Raw genomic sequence first — 20,721 nt, 5'->3', positions numbered from 1 at the left:
AAAATTGGCATCTTAATTGCTTATTATTGAGTGAATCTTTTTCTCTAGACACACTCAAGTCGTTGCATGTCAAAATTAAAAATTGCACTCATTGATGATGATATAGAACGCGCATCTTTTATCAGATCATCGTTAATCGAACATGGCTTCGAGGTTGTTGCTTGCCTAATAATTGACCATTTAAATAGTACAGACTTACAACAGTTACATGCTGATGTAATTTTGCTCGATATGGATCATCCTCATCGCGACATCATCGAAAGTTGCGTCAGTCAGTTTGATTTGCCGACTGTTTTATTTACTAAAAATTCGCAAAAAGACACCATAAAAAGTGCCATTGAAGCAGGTGTAACTGCCTACATCGTGGATGGAATCGATCCTGAAAAATTAGAAAGTATCTTAGAGATATCAATCGAACAATTTAAAAAACACAAAAAATTGCTCAAAGATTTAAACGAGACCAAATGCAAACTTGCAGACCGTAAAGATATTGAAAAAGCCAAAGTAATGTTGATGCACATGCATCAAATCGAAGAGGAAAAAGCATTCAGTTTATTGCGTAAAAATGCCATGAGTCATCGCATGACAATGGGCGAAATGGCACGAAAATTAATTGAAGCTCAAGCGTTGCTTCAATCCCAATTTAAGGAATAACCTATGCAAGCACTTGAAAAAACTGATATTCAATTAGGTTATATTCCACTATTGGACTGTACCGCAATCCTTTGGGCACAGCATCAAGGCTATTTCACGGCGCAAGGTTTAAATGTCACATTGGTCAAAGAGCCATCTTGGGCAAGTCTGCGTGACCGTTTGGCTTTTGGTCTTTTAGATGCAGCACATTGTTTATCGGCAATGCTTCCAGCCGCTGCAACAGGCAATGATCAATTGGGAATTCCTTTACAAAGCACATTAGTACTCAGCACCAATCGCGCATTTATCAGTCTCAGTCAAAAGCTCTGTTATGATTTAGACATCTCTGCTCAAGACACACCACAACAGTCTGCAAGGAAAATTGTTGATTCAATCAAACTAGGTCATCAAATCCAATTGGCGCATGTATTTAAACAGTCTATTCACCACTATTGCTTAAGAGAATGGTTAGCTTTGGCAGATTTAGACATTGCAAAAACACATCAACTGTTAACGCTCCCCCCACCTTATATGGTTGATGCCATTTCAACTCAACTGATTGATGGCTTTTGTGTTGGTGAGCCTTGGAATATTCAAGCACAAATTCAAGGTCATGGTCTGGTCATTGCGGAAAGCAAGCAAATTATTCCTGAAGTTGCAGACAAAGTTTTAGCAACGACGCAAGAATGGGCACAAACACATCCTCATACGTTACATGCACTTGAAGTTGCCATCCAACAAGCACAACAAGACTTGAGATCACTTGAATCTCTACAACTGGTCTGGGATATGTTAGAACGCAGTGAAATTATCCGTTTTAATTGTTCTGATTTGATTCATACCCAAGCCTTTTATAAGATTCAAAATATTATTCGATCTTTTGGAATGCAAGATGCACCCAAAGCTGAAGATTTTGAATGGATATTGCAACAGATGTGTGCGTGGGAAAATTTAAAATTGGATCAATCACAAATTAAAGCAATTGCTGTTCAATGTGTAGGAAAAGAAAGTAATACTTCATCTAAAAATATTATTAATTGAATGTATAGAATTACCGCTACAACGAAGTCGTTTTTAACTATAAATTTATATGCTGAAATAACAGCTATATCAGAAAATGATATAGCTGTTCCAATAAGTTTTAAGCTGGAATCTGTTGGGTAATACAGTGAATATTTCCTCCACCTAATAAAATTTCTCGTGCAGGAACACCAGTAATGAGATAGTCAGGATACATCTTTTGAAATAACACTTTCGCTTGTTCATCAGTCCTATGGTCGAGTAACGGGAAAATAATCTGTTGATTACTTATCAAGTAATTCACATAAGAACCAGCCAAACGATTTCCTTCAAAACGTTCAATTGCATTTCCCTTTTCGATATCAATCGTTTCACTTTCATAAGTATAGAGTGGACCGGGTGCTGGTAATTTCCAAACTTTTAAGCTTCTTCCTTGAGCATCTTTGGTATTTTTAAGCACCTCTAATGCTGCAACTGAACGAAGATATTGCGGATCATTTATATCATCTGTCCAATGTAAAGCAACTTCTCCAGGACGAACAAAACAGCACATATTATCGACATGCCCATCCGTTTCATCATTATAAACACCTAAAGGTAGCCAGATAAAATGGGTCACACCTAAACATTCTGTCAATATTTTCTCAATTTCATGTTGGCTAAGATGAGGATTTCTATTTGGATGTAACAAACATTCTGCTGTAGTCAAAAGTGTGCCCTCCCCATCAACATGAATTGCACCACCTTCAAGCACTAAAGGCGTTGGATATGTGGAAAAACCATGTATATCAGCAATTTTTCTTGCAATTAACTGGTCTCGATCCCAAGGGCAATATAACCCTCCATTTTCTCCTCCCCAAGCATTAAATACCCAGTCAATTGCTTTCCTTTCACCTTGTATGTTTTTCACAATTGTCGGACCAATATCACGTGCCCATGCATCATCACTCTCCATCTCAACAAGCACCACCTGATCTGTTAGGAGGTCACGTGCTTTATCCATTTCAGCCCTTGGTACTGCCATAAAAACTGGCGTTGTTTGAGCAATTGCTTTCGCAACATGGGAAAAAGCATGTTGCGCAGGTTGAGCATTTGCACGCCAATTATCTGTACGGTATGGCCAAATCATCCATACAGCTTCTTGAGTGTCCCATTCGCCTGGCATATGAAAACCATCTTGAGTCGGTGTATTTATTTTGTGTTCCATATTCTGTTTATCCACGACAATTTCATCCTTAGAAATAATGATTCATCTAATTCAATTTTCATTTTTAAATCTTTCAAAGTTTTGAGTTTAAGTATTTTAGGTGGTTGCCCCAAAAGAAATCGGTTGCTTTCTCAACTTTTTATAAAGCAATAATAAAGCTCCTGCAGCTAACCACATTGCACCAAATTCCAACGCAGATTTTTCTAAATGCAACCACAACCCTAATAATGACAACACTGAAGCCATAGGAAGTAATAAGTTCAAGAAAATGTTTTTAAATCCTGCGCGCTCTTTACGAAGTACAAAAAACTTCATAAATACTGAAAAGTTCACCATGGTAAAAGCGATTAAGGCACCAAAACTCACTAGGCTAACAGCTGTTGCTAAATCAATAACAATCGCCAATAAAGAAACAATACCCACAAAAAATATTGAATATAGTGGTGTACCTAATTTTGCATTTACCGAACCAAATATCCTTTTATTGAATACTCCATCTCGCCCCATGATATAGAGCAAACGTGAAGCACTGGCATGCGATGCCAAACCTGAAGCAAAGGCATTCATAATTTGTACTGTCAATAATACTGACTGAAAGAGTACACCACCCACATACAAAGCAATTTCAGGTAATGCTTCATCTGGCTTTTTAAATTGCTCAAGTGTTGGAAATGACAATTGAACAAACCATGAAACTGTAATAAAAATAACACCACCCAATAACGTGGTGAGCATAATTGCTCTAGGAATCGTCTTGGTTGGGTTCTTGCTCTCATGTGCCAACGTAGATACAGCATCAAAACCTAAATAAGAAAAACACACCAAAGAAACACCGGTCAGTATGGTCAGGTATTCAGAATGACCATTAAAAAGCGGTCTTAAAGTCATCACACGGCTATACCCCTCTGATTTGCCAATCCCAGTTACAACCAAAAAGATAAAAACCAACATCATTGAAAGTGTTGCAGCAATGAATACAAAACTAAAATTCGCAAGAATATTAATGCGAAAGCTATTAATCAAGGTGAGAAGTCCCACCATGATGATGACCCATCCCGTGTAAGATACGTCTGGTATCAAGGCATTGAGATAAAATGATGCCAATAAAACATTGACGAGGGGAATCAATAGATAATCGATGAGTGAGCACCACCCTACAAAGAAACCTGCCGTCTTACCACAAGTTTCAGTGGTATAAGTGTAGGCTGAACCTGATTTTGGCGAAGACCGACTAAAACGGGCATAACTAAAAGCCGTTAACAACATTGCGATCAATGCCAACATATAAGCTAAAGGTACACGACCTTCAGTGACTCTTGAAATGATACCAAAGGTATCAAACACTGTTGCGGGTGCCATATAGGCCACACCGATCACAACGACTTGCCAAAGTGAAAGCCCTCTATGATTATTCTCGCTTTCCATGCATATTTCTCCTGTATTCGTGCAAATACTTTTTGTAGATTTTTATTGACTATCGAGTACTTGAAAGAGAAGTCCTTTTCTCAATCAGGTACGTGTTAAAAAACTAAATTGTGATCACATTTTCTTCTAAATAACCGCTGAGACCAGACTCTCCAAGTTCTCGACCAATACCACTTTTTTTGAATCCACCCCATAACGAGTTGGGTTGAATCATTTGAAAAGAATTAATCCAGATGTGACCTGAACGTAGTCGCTTGGCAAGCGTTTTACCGTGCGCAACTGAACCCGTTATAATGGTCGCAGCCAAACCAAAATCTGAATCATTGGCTAAGTGGATTGCCTCGTCTTCACTTTCGAATGTTCGACAACAGATTACGGGTCCAAAAATTTCTTCTTTCCAAAGTCTGCTTTCTGTAGGCACATCGATAAATACATGAGGTTTGATAAAAAAGCCTAATTTCGGCAACTGAATTTGATTCAAATCAATTAAAGATTGCAGTTTTTCATTTTGCGCAATCATTAAATACTCTTGTATCTTGTTCAATTGTTTCTGCGTGGTGATTGGTCCCATACTCAAAGGTCCAACGAGATCAGCGCCTAGAGTCATGGATTCAACAGCTGCTTTGAACTTTTGATAAAAGCGATCTGCAATCGACTGATGTACCAATAAACGCGAAGTAGCTGAACACATTTGACCACTGTTATAAAACATCCCGCCTAATGCTTTATCTACTGCTTCATCCAAATCTGCATCATGTAAAATTAAAATGGGTGATTTTCCCCCAAGCTCTAAAGTGACACGTTTGACTGATCGAGCGGCTGCCTGCATAACATGTATCCCAACTTCTGTACTTCCAGTGAACGAGACTTTATTAACTTCATCATGGGCAACTAAATGTTGTGCAGCAACCGCTTCAGCTAAAATTAAGTTAAACACACCTTGTGGAAACTGGATTTCATCTAGCATCTTTGTGAATTCATATTCAGGTAAAGGAACAAGCTCAGATGGCTTAAAAACCAAAGTACAACCAGCAGCAAGTGCAGGCGCAATTTTCCATGCACTGGTAATTAAAGGAAAATTCCATGGTGTGATGAGTGCAACAACACCGATTGGATTTTTTTGATGGATCAATTCAGTCCCATCTTCACACTGCGTAATTTGGCTAAATGCTATTTTTTGAACTAAATCTGCATAATAGCGATAGCAATGAATACTGTTTTCAATATCAACTCGTGCCTGTTCAGATGACTTACCGTTGTTTAAATGTGAAAGTTCAATCAATTTAGATTGTACTTTTTCAAGTTGGTTCGCAATTTTGTTTAACCAATCTGCTCTTTCTAAAGGTGTAGTCAAACTCCAACTATGGAACGCTTGATGAGCGGCTAATACAGCAGCATCTACATCTTGTGTCGAAGCAGTGAAATAGCGCATTAGCACTTGTTCATTGCAGGGATTGATCAGTTCAATTTCTGATGTTCCTGTGGTGTTTTGCCACCTTCCATTAATATAATTCTGCATCTGCTGACTCTCCATTTTTCGATACACTTTTAGGCATTCACTTTTTGGTATTTTTTAAAAACTATAAATCATTCAATTAGTTGTTATTTTTACGTTTTTCGCGCTACTTCTTTAGCATGTTCACATTGGGCGATCAACATTCACTTTGGACAGGTTGATCGACCAATAAAATTGAAAAACAACGATATATTTATAAATAGCCTTCAGACTTTAATTCCTGAATCGTATTTTGAATTGCTCGTCGTAGAGTTTGCACAATAAAATCAACTTGTTCGCGTGTTAAAATTAATGGCGGTGATAAGACATTCATATGTCCTACAGGACGTACAATTAAACCGAGTTTTTGACAATGATTGGCAATACGCTTCCCCACACCTACAGAACGATCAAATAGTTCTTTAGTTTGCTTATCACGTAAATTTTCTATGCACATCATGAATTTTTTACCACGTACTTCTCCTACAATTTCTAGATCATCTAAAGTCTTCAATTGTTCTTCGAAGTAGCAGCCCATATCTTGGACATGTTCACAAATATTTTCATTTTCAATAATTTCAATATTTTTAAGCGCAGCTGCACAACTGACAGGATGCCCTGAGTAAGTAAAACCGTGCGTCAATAATCCTCCGTCATGATGTGGTTTACTTATCGCATCATAAATTTCATCTGAAATAATTGTCGCGCCTAAAGGCAAATATCCTGAAGACAAACCTTTTGCACAGGTAATAATATCTGGGACAATGCCAAAAACGGCTTCAGAAGCAAACATATGACCTAGACGACCAAATCCAGTAACCACTTCATCCGAGACATATAAAATATTATATTTTTTACAAATCGCCAAAGTTTTAACGTGGTAACCTTCTGGCGGGACAATTACTCCCCCTGCTCCCATAATAGGTTCAGCAAAGAAAGCTGCGACATTATCTGGACCCAATGCTAAAATTGTATCTTCTAATTCTTTGACTTTTTCATCACAAAAATCTTCTATCGACTGTGATGCTGGTTTGCGGTATGGATTTGGGCAGGAAACGTGATGAACCAGTTCATTATGAATTTCGAATCCAACGTGGTCTGCTTCGATTCCAGTAAGTGTCATACTGATATAAGTACTGCCATGATAAGCATCTTTACGAGCAATCAATTTTTTCTTAGAAGGTTTGCCAATTTGATAAAAATAATGGTGAATTAAACGCACCGCCGTATCATTTGCGACTGAACCACCACAGCCGTAAAAGACATGATTTAAATTTCCAGGTGCCAACTCAGCCAACTTTGCGGCAAGTTTTGCAGCGGGTACTGTGGTTTGATGACCGAATGGTGAATAGTAAGGCAATTGCATGATTTGTTCGGCAACCGCATCTGCAATTTCTTTTCGACCATAGCCAATATTGACACACCATAATCCACCTATACCATCAAGGTATTTATTACCATGAGCGTCATATACATAAGCATTCTCACCTTTAGACATGATTAAACAACCTTCATCTTGAAAGGTCGAAAAATCTGTCCATGGGTGAATCACATGATCTTTATCTTTTTGCCAAATCTCTTGAATATCGATTGCAACGGGTAATTTAGAGTTCATAATGATCTATCCTTTTTCATCAAAATACTTCGTTTTAAAATCCTGTATTTCTTACATTTTGCGTCTTGTTAGAATTGTTAAATTGCTTCTGTTTGTTTTTGTCGCATTGATCCTGCACACTTTTGGTCATAATTTAGAATTGCATTGAGTAAAACATCAGCTCCTTGGCTTGCATCTTTGAAATGCACGTCCTCAGCTTCGTTATGACTTAAACCACCAATACAAGGAATAAAAATCATGGTGGTTGGGCAATGTTTTGCAATATTAATTGCATCATGACCTGCACCACTGACAATCGGTTGATGGCTATAACCCAGTTGATCTACTGCATCTTGAACCGTACCAACACACATAGCATCAAAATAAGTGGCTGGACTGAGCCAATGCTGTGAAATCCGAAGCTCTAAGCCTCTTTGAATAGCGAATGACTGTAAGATGTTACGCGTTGCAACTTCCATTGCCTTTAATATGTCATCCTCTGGATGACGTAAATCAATGGTCCATTGAAGATGCCCCGGAATAGTATTGCGTGAAGAGTTTGCAACTTGCATTTCACCAAAGGTCACTAAGCCTTGTGGAAACTTCTCTAAAATATGTTGCTCTAATGCAACAATCATTTCAGCAGTACCCACCATGGTATCTTTGCGCATATTCATAGGCGTGGTGCCTGCATGCGCAGCTTTACCTTTGGTCTCGACATCTAACCAAAGAATCGCTTGTCCACCAGTCACAACACCAATTGCAATTTGATTGTTTTCTAACACTGGTCCTTGTTCTATATGGGCTTCATAATAGGCTTGAAATGGGCGCGCCAACGGATATTTACCCAATTGCTGGGTACGTATGAGCTCTTCATATACTGAGATACCATGTTTGTCAGTCGTATCATAGGCTTGTTGTTTAGGTAATATTCCAACAAATGTCGCTGAGCCCATCATCGCTGGTGTAAATCTCGCCCCTTCCTCATTCATCCACACGATAAGTTCAAGCGGATGAGATGTTGTGATGTTCTCCTCTGTAAGCCGTTGCAATACCTCCATTCCAGCTAAAACACCATAGATACCATCAAAACGTCCACCTTTAGGTTGAGTATCTAAATGACTTCCCATTACAATGGGCAATCGCTCATCATTTTGACCTGAACGGCGTAAAATTAGATTCCCTATTTCATCATAATGTACTGAAAGATTAATTTTTCTTGCCCATTCTAAAAGTAAGTTTCGTCCAGAAATATCCTGATCGCTCAGTGCAAGACGTGTATTTCCACCTTTGTCAGTGGCGCCAATTTTTGCCATTTCCATCAGCATTTGCCATAATCGCTCTGCATTTACTCTCATTTTTTATTCATCCTTTTTAAATATTTTTAGAATTAGCTTAATATGTACTTTGAAAGATAATTAGTTTAAAAACGAGTACCAATTCCATTACATTTTTAGGAACCAATTTAAAAATAACAAGCAAAAAAAATATATTACAAACGTGTAATTAACTGGCACTAAAACACTATTTAGCATATAAAATACTATTGAGAAAATATAAAAAATTAAAATAATCTTATAATCAACCAACTCATTCTTGAGTCATTTCTCACACAAAAATATAAAATCAACCCATCCATAAGCTTGCAAATAAAATCATTATTTTTAAACCATATTATATTTATCACCTATTTAAAATATCCTAATTAAACTAAACACCACAGTAGAATCTGCATTTGATAAAGCTTTATTTATATTTGCATCAGCATAATACAAATCAAAAATAAAATTCTGAAAGCTTAAGTCAACTCCAACTTTATAGTCGTAAAAATATTTCTTTTTATCCGTGTCCCAAAGTCGTGCATACGCATCTAGACTAGAATATTTATTATATCCAATTTGAGTATAAGTTCCCCACTTTGCATTGATTGGAAAGCGGTAACCCGCTTCGTAACGTAACATTTTCCCCGTTTCTAAAGTGTAGTCAGGTGAATAATAAAACGAAAAGTCCAGTTGATCATCGCTACGCAATAAATCTGAAGTAGCTAACCCGAGTGAATATTCCTCAAAATCCACCTGTGGCAAAGTTTTGTCTTTGCCAGGATAGTTCACATCCAAATACTGTAAATTTAATTTTAAGTGATCATTGAGTGAATAATTATATCCAAGAAAATAATCAAACTCTAAACTACTTCCAATTCCAAGCTGTATATTTGATGCAAAAATTTGTGCATATACACCTGTATCATGATCCATTCTTAGAATACCTTGAACTGCAGGTTTACCTTGTGTTTGCGTTGCTCCTCGCCAATAATATTCTGTTAAAAATGAAAGTGAGCCACTGATCACAAACTGATCTTTTAATATCTTATCCTCAATCGCTTTGGCATTAAGACTTGAGACAATTGTTGATGCGAAAACCCCAAGCATCACTGTATTTTTTATCATTGACTTATTCCTTGAGTCGATAATTATTTTGAATTTTTATTTTCGTTCATTTAAAAATTAAACCGAGAACCAATTTAATTAAATAATGGGTACCATTTAAATACTCACTTAAAATTACTTAAACAATCATTTAAAAATAAAAAAGCCGATTGGCTTTTTTATTTTTCGGTATTATTTAGTTTTAGTTGTCTATCAAAAACCTTCTGACCAGCAAACCAAGTTTGAATTACTTTCCAATCTCTAATATTCTTATTTAATGGTAATTTTAGTGTATCTTGTAAAATCAAGAAATCAGCCCATTTTCCAACACTAATACTACCAATCTCATTCCCCCAGCCAGCGATATTCGCTGGTGCTTGTGTATATGCATATAAAGCCTCGTCTAGACTTAAAGCATCATCGCTATAACGTGTCTTACCATTGTACTCTCTGAATATCACATCACTGAGTTGAATCATTGGATTTTCAGGAGCCGTCGGCCAGTCACTTCCCAAAACCATTGACGCACCATAGCTTAATAATGTTTTCCAAGCATAACTGTATGGTAGCCTGTCTGCACCAAGTCGAGATTCTTGATAATTTCCAGCAATAGCATGATCAGGTTGCATTGACGCAACCACGCCTAATTCAGCGAAACGGGAAGTAGCAACCTTAGAAATAACTTCAATATGTTCAATACGATTAGCCATCTGGAGATGCTTTGATGTACTTTCAATTGCATTTAAAGCAATATCAACACTCTTATCACCAATTGCATGAATAGCAACAGGAAATCCAACTTCATTCGTATTTTTTACTAATTCATTGAGCTTAATCTGTGAAGTTATAGGATCAATATTAAAATGTTGACGATCTGAATATGGTTTATTCAGTGCAGCCGTATAACTCATCAAAGTACCATCAACAAAATATTTCATGTATCCAAAACGGAACGTGGGTCCATTCTGCCACTGTTTTTCTCTTTCTATAAATCGTTGATTGAGCTCATCACGTTGTTTAGCATAACGCTGTAACTGGATTAAATTTGCTTGGTCATCTGCGACCATTAACCCAAAGTGAATACGCATTGGTAATTGCTTTTGTGAATCAGCTAGTGTTGTATAAACTGTTGCTAATTCAGCCCACATATCATGTACAGAAGTGATTCCTAAACTATTAAAATGTGCGACGATCTGATGCAAAGTTGGAATTGCATCATTCCCAGAAAGTATGGCTGCTGTATATAAAGGATGTGACAAAACCAGTTGATTAGCCGCTGTTTCTTTAAAAATTCCAGTTGGTTCTCCTGTTGTAGAATCTTTAATAATTTCACCACCTTGTGGTGCCTGTGTATCTTTATCAATTCCCAATAATTGCATAGCTTTATTATTCAACCACACTGTATGGTAATCAATATCCTGTAATACAACTGGTCGATCTGGGACTATAGCATCTAGTTCTTGACGAGTTGGCATACTCGGGTCATCCAAATCACTTACATCCCAACGACCTCCAACTAACCAAGTGCCTTTTGCTAATTCTTTATCTCGTTTTGCAATTATTTTGAACCATTGTTTACGGTCTTTAATACCAAATAGATCTACTCCCTGCCACAACTCTATACCGCCTAATAAGTGAGTATGCGCATCCGTCAGCCCTGGAAGCACTGTTTTGCCTTTTGCGTCAATAATCTTCGTTTTCTGTGTTGCCATATTTTTAATAAAAGCATTATTTCCAACAGCTATAAATTTACCTTTGTTGACTGCAAAAGCCTGTGCTTTAGGTTGAGCTGGATTAGAAGTTCGAATATCAGCATTAATCACAATGACATCAACCTGACTTTCTTGCGCATGAGTGGCAACTGACATGAGACAGAGGCTTAGGCTTAGCCATGATTTACTTTTCATCATTTTATTTCCATCTTCCATATTTTTATTTATGTCTTTTATTGTCACTAATTTGGAAATAAAACCGAGAACCAATTTAATTAAATAATGGGTACCATTTAAACCATCAAAAAGATAAGCCAGTTAAAGCGCTCCAATTATGTACTCAATAATGAAATAGAAAAACAGCAAAATTAGATGACTTGGATAATGTATTATTTCAACACTACCAGAGTTTGCTTGCTGTTTACGAACATTTATTGCAATATGCTATGTATCCATTTAATGGCTGTATTATAAAAATAATAAAATATTCGGCATTTTAAATAGCTTTAAACAAACGATATGGAAACAACACGCAAATGCATAATTTTGAATTAATGCGTATCTTTTATAACAAATAAAGAGACCATTTTAGGGCTCAAGGAGAGAGTCAATTGCATACGCTATTAGCAGACTATCTATTACAACATTTACAAGAAACCTGTGGAGGTACTTTACCCACTCGAGTTTTTAATTGTTTGAGAGATGCTATTTTAGAAGGCGTTCTTTTACCCAATACTCGCCTTCCAGCTTCACGCGATTTAGCAAATGAACTTAATGTTTCACGTAATACTGTATTAAATGCTTATGAAAAATTACGAGCTGAAGGTTATATACAAGCGCATACCGGACGCGGAACTTGGGTATCTGAAACCTTACCAGATCACTATATTGAGGTTGGTTCAACATCTACTTCCATCTCAACAGCCAAAATTGAGCCAAATTTTACACTTTCTGACCGTGCTGTAGGCTTACTTGAACATGCAGCTGCATCCCCTTATCAATGGGGTGCTTTTGTTCCTGGTGTACCTGATGTCACTGAATTTCCACATGTTGAATTTAATCGTATTAAATCACGCCTCAGTCGCCAGCCTGAAATCTCAAATTTGATCTATAGTAATGCAGGTGGATGTATTGAATTGCGACAGGCGCTTGCTGAATATTTAAAGATTGCTCGTTCAGTCAATTGTGAAACTGATCAAATTATTATTACAGAAGGTATTCATCAAGCTGTTGATCTTATATCTCGTGCCTTGTGTGATTTGAACGATGAGGTTTGGATTGAGGATCCAGGTTATTGGGGTGCAAAAAACATTATTCGTATCAATGGTTTATCTATTACCCCAATTCCTGTAGACGCTGAGGGGATTATCCCGAAAGAACAACCCCAGATCACTCCTCGATTGATTTTTGTTACGCCTTCACATCAATATCCATTAGGCTCACATTTAAGCTTATCGAGACGAAGAAAATTGCTGGATATCGCAAAGAAGTACAATAGCTGGATCATCGAAGATGATTATGACAGTGAATTTCGCTTTTCAGGTCAGCCTTATCCTTCATTGCAAGGTTTAGAAGAAAATACACCCGTCATATATATAGGAACCTTTAGTAAAACGATCTATCCCGCTCTTCGTATTGGTTATATGGTGGTTCCTAAACAACTTGTACATCCCCTCCGAACAATATCAGCAGAACTATATCGGGGAGGACACTTATTGACACAACAGGCTTTGGCTGAATTTATTGTTGAAGGTCATTATGCTGCACATATTCGTCGTATGCGTTTATTTTATGCTAAAAGGCACAAATACCTGATTGAATTGATTCATCGTTATTTAGGTGAAGAATTTTTACATGAATATAATCATGATGCAGGCTTACACTTGGTTCTTAAATTACCTGAACATGCGAATGATGTTGAAATCTGCAGATTAGCACTTTCTCGCAGTATTAATGTTCGTCCACTTTCACAATATTATTCAGGTACTCATACACCTATTCAGCAAGGGTTATTACTTGGTTTTGCTTGTGTTCAAGAACAAGATATGACTTTTACATTTAGTATTTTACGACAATGTTTAATTGAAAATGGTGTTCATTCAAATGTTCCAAAAATCAATGTATAACTCAATCAAAAAATAATTTTATAACAGGCTAACTAAATTTTTGAATGCTCAAATACAAAGTGGGTATATGTTTTAGGTATACCCACTGAGTTGAATACTAAAATAATGCGTTATATTTAGAAAATAGCCTTTTATTTAATACTTAAACTTCACATTCAAGCGCACCATCATTGGATCACCCCAATTGACCAATTGAGCATTCGGTGTCGTTCCGGCTAGATATTCTCGATCAAATAAGTTTTTAATACTCAGCCCTGCACCCCAATTTTTAGCCTCATATCCTGCATTGACATCAAATAATGCATAACTTGGTAGATAGACGAAGTCAGCATTACGTTGTGCAGTTCGAGAACTTTGATAACGAATGCCAGCACCAATATTCCAACCTAATTTATCTGGACTAAAATAATATTGAGTCGACAATGAACTGGCATTTTTAGGCACATGGTTACTACGCTTACCAATGTCGCTGCTGATCACACTTTCAGTCACTTTTGCGGTTGGGATATAACTGTAATTCGCTGAAATATTCCATTGATTGGTGATTGCTGCTGCTATTTCAGCTTCAAACCCTTTAGTGACTTGTTCACCTGTTTGAATCGAAAAATTTCCAGAAGCATCTGTTTCTGTGACATTTCTGCGAGTTAAATCATAATAGGCTACATAACCTTGTAAACGCTGATCAAGTGCTTGTAATTTAACCCCAACCTCGGCTTGTTTACCCTTTTCAGGATTCAATAATTGTCCATTTTCTCCTGCATCGGTCACAGGCATAAATGAAGTAGAGTAGCTGATGTAAGGTGCAAACATATCATTGATGCGGTACATCACTGAACCACTACCAGTAAATGCACGATCTGAGTTCTTAGTGCTGGTATTTTTTAAAACATTATCAATTTCGATTTGTGTCCAATCATGACGACCTGATAGCCCGAAAATCCAATGATCATCCACCTTAATGGTATTGCGGAGATAGAGCCCTGCGTACTGACTATAAGTCAATGCTTGAGTTGGCGTACCTAATTTTGTGCTGGTGATTCCATAGACAGGACGATCTGCATTAAAAGCATTAATGGTATCTGTTCGACGTGCATAATCACTTCGTTCACGCATCATATCGACCCCAACCATCACATCATAATTGACCTTTCCAAGATCAAAATTACGTTGCAAATTGTTGTCTAAGGTATAGTTCAAGTCCTGTTTATCTTGGTTGTTAATTGCACGTTTTATTGTCGGTAATGTATTGCTTCCTGATGCCAATATCGGATTGCCCTGTGTATCTGTTTTAGTGATGGCAAAGTTCTGTTTAAACACCCAGTCATTGTCAAAATAATGGGCATAATTTGCACCGAGACGATAAACATCAACATCATAACCATGATCAGTTTCACCAAAAAATAGGCTTGATGGATAGTTTTTATAATTGCCTTTGCTATATGGAATGCCTTGTTGACGAATATATTCACGATGTTGATAACTGGCAATGACAGAAAGATCGTTTTTATCACCTAAATCAAAATTGTAAGATGGTGCGATATATTGATTTTTAAAATAAACGTGATCAGTAGGGTCATCCTGATCAGATACTCGTCCGACAACTCGAAAAGCACCTTTTGCACTATTATTGGGTGCATAGTTAAGATCAAATGTCCCTTCTTTTAAACCATAACTTCCATAACTCAGTGTTGCTTTATAGGCTGTTTCAGCTTGTGGACGCTTAGTCGTTAAATTTACCAGTCCTCCAGGCAAGGCAAGTCCAAAGCCCACGGAAGTTGGTCCTTTGACTACTTCGATGGATTCTAAACCCGAAATATCTTCAGCACGCAAAACATTATCAGATGCCTGTATCCGTAGACCATCAATAAAAGTTTGCGAACTTGAAATCTGCCCACGAATAATAAAGTCATCCCACCCACGGCGACCATATTGTCCTGACGTGACCCCTGCCACACCTTCCAATGCCTCAGCCACAGTTTTCGCTTGCTTTTGTTCAATCTGTTGCTGACCGATTGCACTAATCGACTGAGCTGTTTCAAATAAAGGCGTATTCGATCTTAAAACAGCATTTGCTGTTTTTGCTGCATAAGGCTGCTGATTATTTTCTGCTTGAACCGTAATGGTGGGGAGTTTCTGAGTATCTGCATGCTGTTCAAGACCAACTTCAGTTTGTGCATAGGCAGTACTTGCCATGATGGCAAGCACAGAAAATGTCAGGGAGGATTTATTAAATTGCATTAAACAACAGCCAAAAAAATTTAATCGCAATTATAATCATTTTCATTTAAATTTCTAATAATTTTACATGAAAAACTGACTTTCAATATCGTTAAATTTAGCCCTTTAAATAAAATATAGAAATGCTAAGTTATTGACATATTCATAGTTATTCTTGAACTCAGGACATATCTTGAATCGTATCTAACACCTACCCATGAGCTTAAAGATATGCTCACTCCAAGGTTTTCATTCTATTCTGCTCTAATTGATTTAGAGTAATTGTAAAAAACCTATCAAATTTTCTAAGCTTTTAACTACTCTATCCATGATTGTTTTTGATCCACTTTAGCAAATACCTATTTTGACTGATTTCTAGACTCCAAAAAAATAAAGATCAAAAAAGCAATCCAATCACCCACTTTTATTCAATCATCAAAATTTGATTATCAAAAATATCTTTATAAAAAACTTAAAACACATCATTTTAAATTTATTCTTTAAATCAAAATTCAACAATTTCATCAATATTTTTTGACTCAAATTTAACTAAACCTTGACTCAATTAAGTTGACAATATTTGATATGACGCATATAGTTAGCCACCATACTATATAGCAGCTAATAAAATGAAGCTAGAACAAAAATACCGAGCCCTCTTGGAGGAAGCGAGCAAACAAAACATTGCGAACCTTGAAAGTATAAAACTATGCTTTCAAACCCTTTCACTCGCATCTTTGATTGATCATGACTGTGCAATGCAACTCGCCCCACATGGTTTAACCGAAGGTCGTTTTATCGTTCTATTCTTATTAGATGCATCACCTCAAGGTTTAGCTCCAAAAGATATTGCTGAGAAAGCAGGTATTACACGTGCAACAGTGACTGGTTTGTTGGATGGATTAGAACGGGATGAACTGATCATACGTCATGCTGACCATGATGACCGACGCGCTTTAAAGATTCATCTGACCGAGCAAGGCAAACAAACAGCGAAAATTGTGTTTGAACAACATAGTCGTTGGATTGCACAGATTTTTGGCAACTTAACGATACAAGAACGCATACAGCTCACCGCACTTTTGGAGAAAGTTTCTCAAAACTTGATTCATCCACAAGCTTAAAATATCAAGATCTAACAAAACCTCTATTTAAAACTTTAAAACGACCCAAGAAAGGAAAACAATATGTACCACTATCTCGTTGAATTATATACACCAAAGACCACTTGGCAGGCACTTCCAAATGAACAAAGAATGGAATATCTGAGTAAAGTTGGCGAGGCTTTAGGAAACTTATCAAGTATGGGTGTTGAAGTTTTGACTCTGACGGAAACCATTTCTCCAATTGACCAAAGTACAGCTCATCAATATTTAGGAATTTGGCGTTTTTCCAATTCACAAGCGCGCGAAGCACTCCTTGATGGTATTCGTAACAGTGGTTGGTATCAATATTTTGACCATGTGAATGCTGCAGGTGCTGAAGCAAATTTCCCTCAACATATTCAAGCTTTGGTCAATGGTGGGTAGAAACACTCAAGAATATCCCTACAATTGATTGAACGAATCAAATTATTTTTTAAATAAAATTTATCCACTTTATCAGCCAACGAATAGAGGCTTCAAAGTGGATAAATTCTGACAGCTCAATTAAATCACTTTAGCAATGTTTGATCTTTTAAACAAACTGGAGCAAATTCTCTAATCTACTTGTACGACTACTCTTTTGGTTGTTTTATTCTTACGGGTCACCAGTACACCACATATCACTACGATAGAAGTTACACCCAAGGACAAGGTTGTTTCATAACTGTACTGTGGTGATAAAAACATATAAGACAACACACTCATGATGATGGCAATTACAAACCAAGTCAGCCAAGGGAACATCCACATTTTAAAGCTAATCTGCGCGCCCCTTTTTTCCAACTGATGTCGTGAACGCAATTGCGAAACAGCGATCACCAAGTAAACCACCAAAGCAATAGAGCCTGTAGTTGACAGTAAGAAGCCAAAAACCTGTCCTGGGAACATATAATTCACAGCACAACAAATCAAGCCAATAAAAGTCGAAGCAAATACTGCAATTGTTGGTACACCCGAACCATTAATTTTAGTGACCAGTCTTGGTGCTTCGTTGCGTGCTCCCAAAGCAAACAGCATTCTTGAAGAAGTATAAACCGCCGCATTCATACAGCTCGCAACCGCAATGAACACCACCATATCCATAATCAATTTAGTTTGAGGGACATTTAGGCTCACTAATACATACTGAAATGTACCTAACTTTTGTAAGTCGGGTGAACGCCAATCGACCAAGGCCACGGCAAGAAATATCGAAACAACAAAAAATAAAATAATACGATAGAGCACTAAATTAGTCGCACGTTTAATTTTTTCCTGTGGATTTTTTGATTCGGCTGCTGCGATAGAGAGGATTTCAATACCAAAAAATGAAAATGCTGAGATTAGGATCGCTGACAACACACCGCCCATGCCATGAGGCATAAATCCACCATTGGAAAATAAATTTCCCACACCACTTACATCTCGAGCCAAAGGCCAAAGTCCAAATACTGCTGTTGCACCAATCACAATAAACAACAAGATCGCAATCACTTTGATTAAAGCAAACCAGAACTCAAACTCGCCAAAACTTTTTGTGCTAAAGAAGTTGGCAAGACTCAGTAAAATAATAAATGCAAAAGCATAAATCGCACTGGAGACTTGTGGAAACCAAGCATGTAAAATTTCAGCACCTGCAATCGCTTCGATCGGGATCACCAAGACCCAAAACCACCAATATAACCATCCAACAGTAAAACCTGCCCAAGGACCAATCGCTTTACGTGCATAGGTAGAAAAAGAACCTGTATCGGGTTGAGCTACGGCCATTTCTCCAAGCATGCGCATCACTAAAAAAACGATCACACTGGTAATAATATAAGCAAGTACAGCAGCAGGACCCGCCTTTGCAATTGCAGCAGAAGAACCAACAAATAAACCTGCACCAATTACACCACCGATACTAATCATCGTGATATGTCGGTTGGAAAGTCCTTCACCTAGTTTTGTTGTTTTTGCACTATTCATATTTTATTCCTTAAAATAATCAGCAGCAGTTTCCATTTCAAATCTGAGCTTTGTCGCAACGCTTTGGAAAATGGTCATGCTTTTATAAAACTTTGAATTACATTTTTAAATTCCTATTAAAAATAAAGAGAGAAAACTAAGGATTTTCTCTCTGGATCGCAACGCTAATTTAAAGTTGGCATTGCAAATTGTTTGGACTCACGGATTTGAGCTGAGGGCCAACGTTGGGTAATGGTCTTGCGACGCGTATAAAAACGCACACCATCTGGACCATAAGCATATAAGTCACCAAACAATGAACGCTTCCAACCACCAAAACTATGGTAGGCGACTGGTACAGGTAATGGTACATTTACGCCCACCATGCCTACTTGAACATGGCTGGTAAAATAACGTGCGGCTTCTCCATCACGTGTATAGATACAAGTCCCATTTCCATACTCATGCTCATTAATCAATTGCATCGCCTCTTGCATGGTTGCTACGCGGATCACCTGTAAAACAGGACCAAAAATTTCCTGTTGATAGCTGACCATTTCTGATGAGACTTGATCAATCAAAGTAGGACCAACAAAAAAACCTGTTTCATAACCTAATGGCTTCGCATTGCGTCCATCCACAACAATTTTAGCACCTTGTTGTTCAGCACTTTGGATAAAAGCTTCTACTTTCTCTTTATGTGCTTGTGTAATGAGCGGTCCAAAGTCATTTTGCTCATCGGCATAGTGCCCATACTTTAACTGTTGCATTTCCAGTTTGAGTTTTTCGATCACAAGATCGGCAACCTCATCACCGATTGCCACGGCGACAGACAATGCCATACAACGCTCACCAGATGAGCCAAAAGCAGCACCCAACAATGAGTTGACTACATTATCAATATCCGCATCGGGCATGATAATGGCATGATTTTTTGCACCGCCTAATGCCTGACAACGTTTGCCTGTTGAGGTTGCTGTACGATAAATATATTCAGCGATCGGGGTAGAACCAACAAAACTCATGGCTTGTACTTTTGGATGATGGAGCAAAGCATCGACTGCTTCTTTATCACCATTGACCACATTGAACACACCATCTGGTAAACCCGCTTGTTTCAACAATTCAGCTAAATATAGGGCTGCGGATGGAGTCTTTTCTGAGGGTTTCAGAATAAAGCAGTTGCCACAGACAATTGCCATTGGAAACATCCACAGTGGCACCATCGCAGGGAAATTGAATGGGGTAATTCCAGCAACCACACCTAAAGGTTGAAATTCGCTCCATGAATCAATATCTGGACCGACATTTTTTGAAAATTCACCTTTTAAAAATTCAGGTGCTCCACAAGCATATTCAACATTTTCAATGCCACGTTGCAATTCACCTTTGGCATCATGACAAATTTTGCCATGTTCCTGTCCAATTAATTCACAGAGTTTGTCCGCATTTTCTTCAAGTAATTGTTTAAACTTAAACATTACTCGCGCTCGCTTAATCACAGGTGTATCACGCCATTCCGGGAATGCTTGTTGCGCAAGCTCAACGACTTGATTGACCAGTGCAGTATCAGCAAGTGCTACCTGTTTGCTAACCTGACCTGTTGCTGGATAATACACAGCTTGTTTTCTGGTGGTGTTAGCAACCAGACCACCTTGAATAAAATGTCCAACGATATCAACCGTTTCGATTGTTTCTGTAAAATCTGTATCTGATGATGCTGGACTAAAATTTTCTAAATTATTCATCACTTTTCCTTGTCTACCGTCATTTTCCATGAGCTTTGATTTCATTT

The 20,721-nt window shown here is 37.6% G+C and carries 15 protein-coding genes; 5 read left to right on the top strand and 10 right to left on the bottom strand.

All coding sequences use genetic code 11. The annotated features are described in order from the left end of the window. Window positions 1–66 precede the first annotated feature (66 nt). Together TOL5_RS07445 and TOL5_RS07440 are read left to right on the top strand one after the other, a co-directional pair. Complete coding sequence (locus tag TOL5_RS07445; protein WP_121775589.1) at window positions 67–654, top strand: ANTAR domain-containing response regulator; 588 nt, start codon at window positions 67–69, stop codon at window positions 652–654. Window positions 655–657: 3 nt separating this feature from the next. Then, window positions 658–1,674: an ABC transporter substrate-binding protein gene (locus tag TOL5_RS07440; RefSeq protein ID WP_121775588.1), complete on the top strand. Its 1,017-nt coding sequence runs from the start codon at window positions 658–660 to the stop codon at window positions 1,672–1,674. A gap of 100 nt (window positions 1,675–1,774) precedes the next feature. Here the strand turns inward: TOL5_RS07440 and aguA are convergent, their stop codons facing one another. From aguA to TOL5_RS07405, 7 genes are all read right to left on the bottom strand, one after another. Further along, window positions 1,775–2,860: an agmatine deiminase gene (gene aguA, locus TOL5_RS07435; RefSeq protein ID WP_100885580.1), complete on the bottom strand. Its 1,086-nt coding sequence runs from the start codon at window positions 2,858–2,860 to the stop codon at window positions 1,775–1,777. A 96-nt stretch (window positions 2,861–2,956) separates the two neighbouring features. Further along, complete coding sequence (locus TOL5_RS07430) at window positions 2,957–4,285, bottom strand: APC family permease (protein WP_151781002.1); 1,329 nt, start codon at window positions 4,283–4,285, stop codon at window positions 2,957–2,959. Window positions 4,286–4,388: 103 nt separating this feature from the next. Further along, window positions 4,389–5,804 carry an aldehyde dehydrogenase family protein gene (locus TOL5_RS07425; protein WP_221260688.1) on the bottom strand — a complete coding sequence of 472 codons (1,416 nt, stop codon included), beginning with the start codon at window positions 5,802–5,804 and terminating at the stop codon, window positions 4,389–4,391. A gap of 190 nt (window positions 5,805–5,994) precedes the next feature. Beyond that, a complete protein-coding gene (locus tag TOL5_RS07420; RefSeq protein WP_121775585.1) occupies window positions 5,995–7,395 on the bottom strand; it encodes an aminotransferase in 1,401 nt (466 codons plus the stop codon). Between the two features lie 77 nt (window positions 7,396–7,472). Further along, a complete protein-coding gene (locus TOL5_RS07415; protein WP_046761507.1) occupies window positions 7,473–8,732 on the bottom strand; it encodes a Zn-dependent hydrolase in 1,260 nt (419 codons plus the stop codon). 333 nt (window positions 8,733–9,065) lie between these two features. Then, window positions 9,066–9,821, bottom strand: coding sequence for a TorF family putative porin (locus tag TOL5_RS07410; RefSeq protein WP_121775882.1), 756 nt, complete (start codon window positions 9,819–9,821; stop codon window positions 9,066–9,068). A 158-nt stretch (window positions 9,822–9,979) separates the two neighbouring features. After that, window positions 9,980–11,707 carry an amidohydrolase gene (locus TOL5_RS07405; RefSeq protein ID WP_121775634.1) on the bottom strand — a complete coding sequence of 576 codons (1,728 nt, stop codon included), beginning with the start codon at window positions 11,705–11,707 and terminating at the stop codon, window positions 9,980–9,982. A 416-nt stretch (window positions 11,708–12,123) separates the two neighbouring features. Here TOL5_RS07405 and TOL5_RS07400 point away from each other — a divergent pair, with 416 nt between their 5' ends. Continuing rightward, window positions 12,124–13,638 (top strand): PLP-dependent aminotransferase family protein, encoded by a 1,515-nt coding sequence (locus TOL5_RS07400; RefSeq protein WP_121775632.1) that lies wholly within the window; start codon window positions 12,124–12,126, stop codon window positions 13,636–13,638. Window positions 13,639–13,773: 135 nt separating this feature from the next. On the opposite strand, the gene TOL5_RS07395 is transcribed toward TOL5_RS07400, so the two are convergent. Further along, window positions 13,774–15,876 carry a TonB-dependent siderophore receptor gene (locus tag TOL5_RS07395; protein WP_121775633.1) on the bottom strand — a complete coding sequence of 701 codons (2,103 nt, stop codon included), beginning with the start codon at window positions 15,874–15,876 and terminating at the stop codon, window positions 13,774–13,776. Window positions 15,877–16,484: 608 nt separating this feature from the next. On the opposite strand from TOL5_RS07395, the gene TOL5_RS07390 reads away from it, so the two are divergent. Next, window positions 16,485–16,979: a MarR family winged helix-turn-helix transcriptional regulator gene (locus TOL5_RS07390; RefSeq protein WP_058967486.1), complete on the top strand. Its 495-nt coding sequence runs from the start codon at window positions 16,485–16,487 to the stop codon at window positions 16,977–16,979. 63 nt (window positions 16,980–17,042) lie between these two features. Next, window positions 17,043–17,384, top strand: coding sequence for a DUF6616 family protein (locus tag TOL5_RS07385; RefSeq protein WP_058967487.1), 342 nt, complete (start codon window positions 17,043–17,045; stop codon window positions 17,382–17,384). A 171-nt stretch (window positions 17,385–17,555) separates the two neighbouring features. On the opposite strand, the gene TOL5_RS07380 is transcribed toward TOL5_RS07385, so the two are convergent. Together TOL5_RS07380 and TOL5_RS07375 are read right to left on the bottom strand one after the other, a co-directional pair. Further along, window positions 17,556–18,947, bottom strand: coding sequence for an amino acid permease (locus tag TOL5_RS07380; RefSeq protein WP_121775704.1), 1,392 nt, complete (start codon window positions 18,945–18,947; stop codon window positions 17,556–17,558). A gap of 164 nt (window positions 18,948–19,111) precedes the next feature. Next, window positions 19,112–20,677 carry a CoA-acylating methylmalonate-semialdehyde dehydrogenase gene (locus tag TOL5_RS07375; RefSeq protein WP_373467635.1) on the bottom strand — a complete coding sequence of 522 codons (1,566 nt, stop codon included), beginning with the start codon at window positions 20,675–20,677 and terminating at the stop codon, window positions 19,112–19,114. Window positions 20,678–20,721: the final 44 nt, after the last annotated feature.

Origin of the sequence: Acinetobacter sp. Tol 5, assembly GCF_019702905.1 — a bacterium.
GTDB lineage: Bacteria > Pseudomonadota > Gammaproteobacteria > Pseudomonadales > Moraxellaceae > Acinetobacter > Acinetobacter bereziniae.
This window is presented reverse-complemented; position numbering and strand designations above follow the sequence as displayed.

Bases quoted from the DNA above. Each gene is read 5' to 3' on its own strand.
- TOL5_RS07445 (WP_121775589.1), top strand. From the start codon at position 67: ATGTCAAAATTAAAAATTGCACTCATTGATGATGATATAGAACGCGCA.
- TOL5_RS07440 (WP_121775588.1), top strand. From the start codon at position 658: ATGCAAGCACTTGAAAAAACTGATATTCAATTAGGTTATATTCCACTA.
- aguA (WP_100885580.1), bottom strand. From the start codon at position 2,860: ATGGAACACAAAATAAATACACCGACTCAAGATGGTTTTCATATGCCA.
- TOL5_RS07430 (WP_151781002.1), bottom strand. From the start codon at position 4,285: ATGGAAAGCGAGAATAATCATAGAGGGCTTTCACTTTGGCAAGTCGTT.
- TOL5_RS07425 (WP_221260688.1), bottom strand. From the start codon at position 5,804: ATGCAGAATTATATTAATGGAAGGTGGCAAAACACCACAGGAACATCA.
- TOL5_RS07420 (WP_121775585.1), bottom strand. From the start codon at position 7,395: ATGAACTCTAAATTACCCGTTGCAATCGATATTCAAGAGATTTGGCAA.
- TOL5_RS07415 (WP_046761507.1), bottom strand. From the start codon at position 8,732: ATGAGAGTAAATGCAGAGCGATTATGGCAAATGCTGATGGAAATGGCA.
- TOL5_RS07410 (WP_121775882.1), bottom strand. From the start codon at position 9,821: ATGATAAAAAATACAGTGATGCTTGGGGTTTTCGCATCAACAATTGTC.
- TOL5_RS07405 (WP_121775634.1), bottom strand. From the start codon at position 11,707: ATGAAAAGTAAATCATGGCTAAGCCTAAGCCTCTGTCTCATGTCAGTT.
- TOL5_RS07395 (WP_121775633.1), bottom strand. From the start codon at position 15,876: ATGCAATTTAATAAATCCTCCCTGACATTTTCTGTGCTTGCCATCATG.
- TOL5_RS07390 (WP_058967486.1), top strand. From the start codon at position 16,485: ATGAAGCTAGAACAAAAATACCGAGCCCTCTTGGAGGAAGCGAGCAAA.
- TOL5_RS07385 (WP_058967487.1), top strand. From the start codon at position 17,043: ATGTACCACTATCTCGTTGAATTATATACACCAAAGACCACTTGGCAG.
- TOL5_RS07380 (WP_121775704.1), bottom strand. From the start codon at position 18,947: ATGAATAGTGCAAAAACAACAAAACTAGGTGAAGGACTTTCCAACCGA.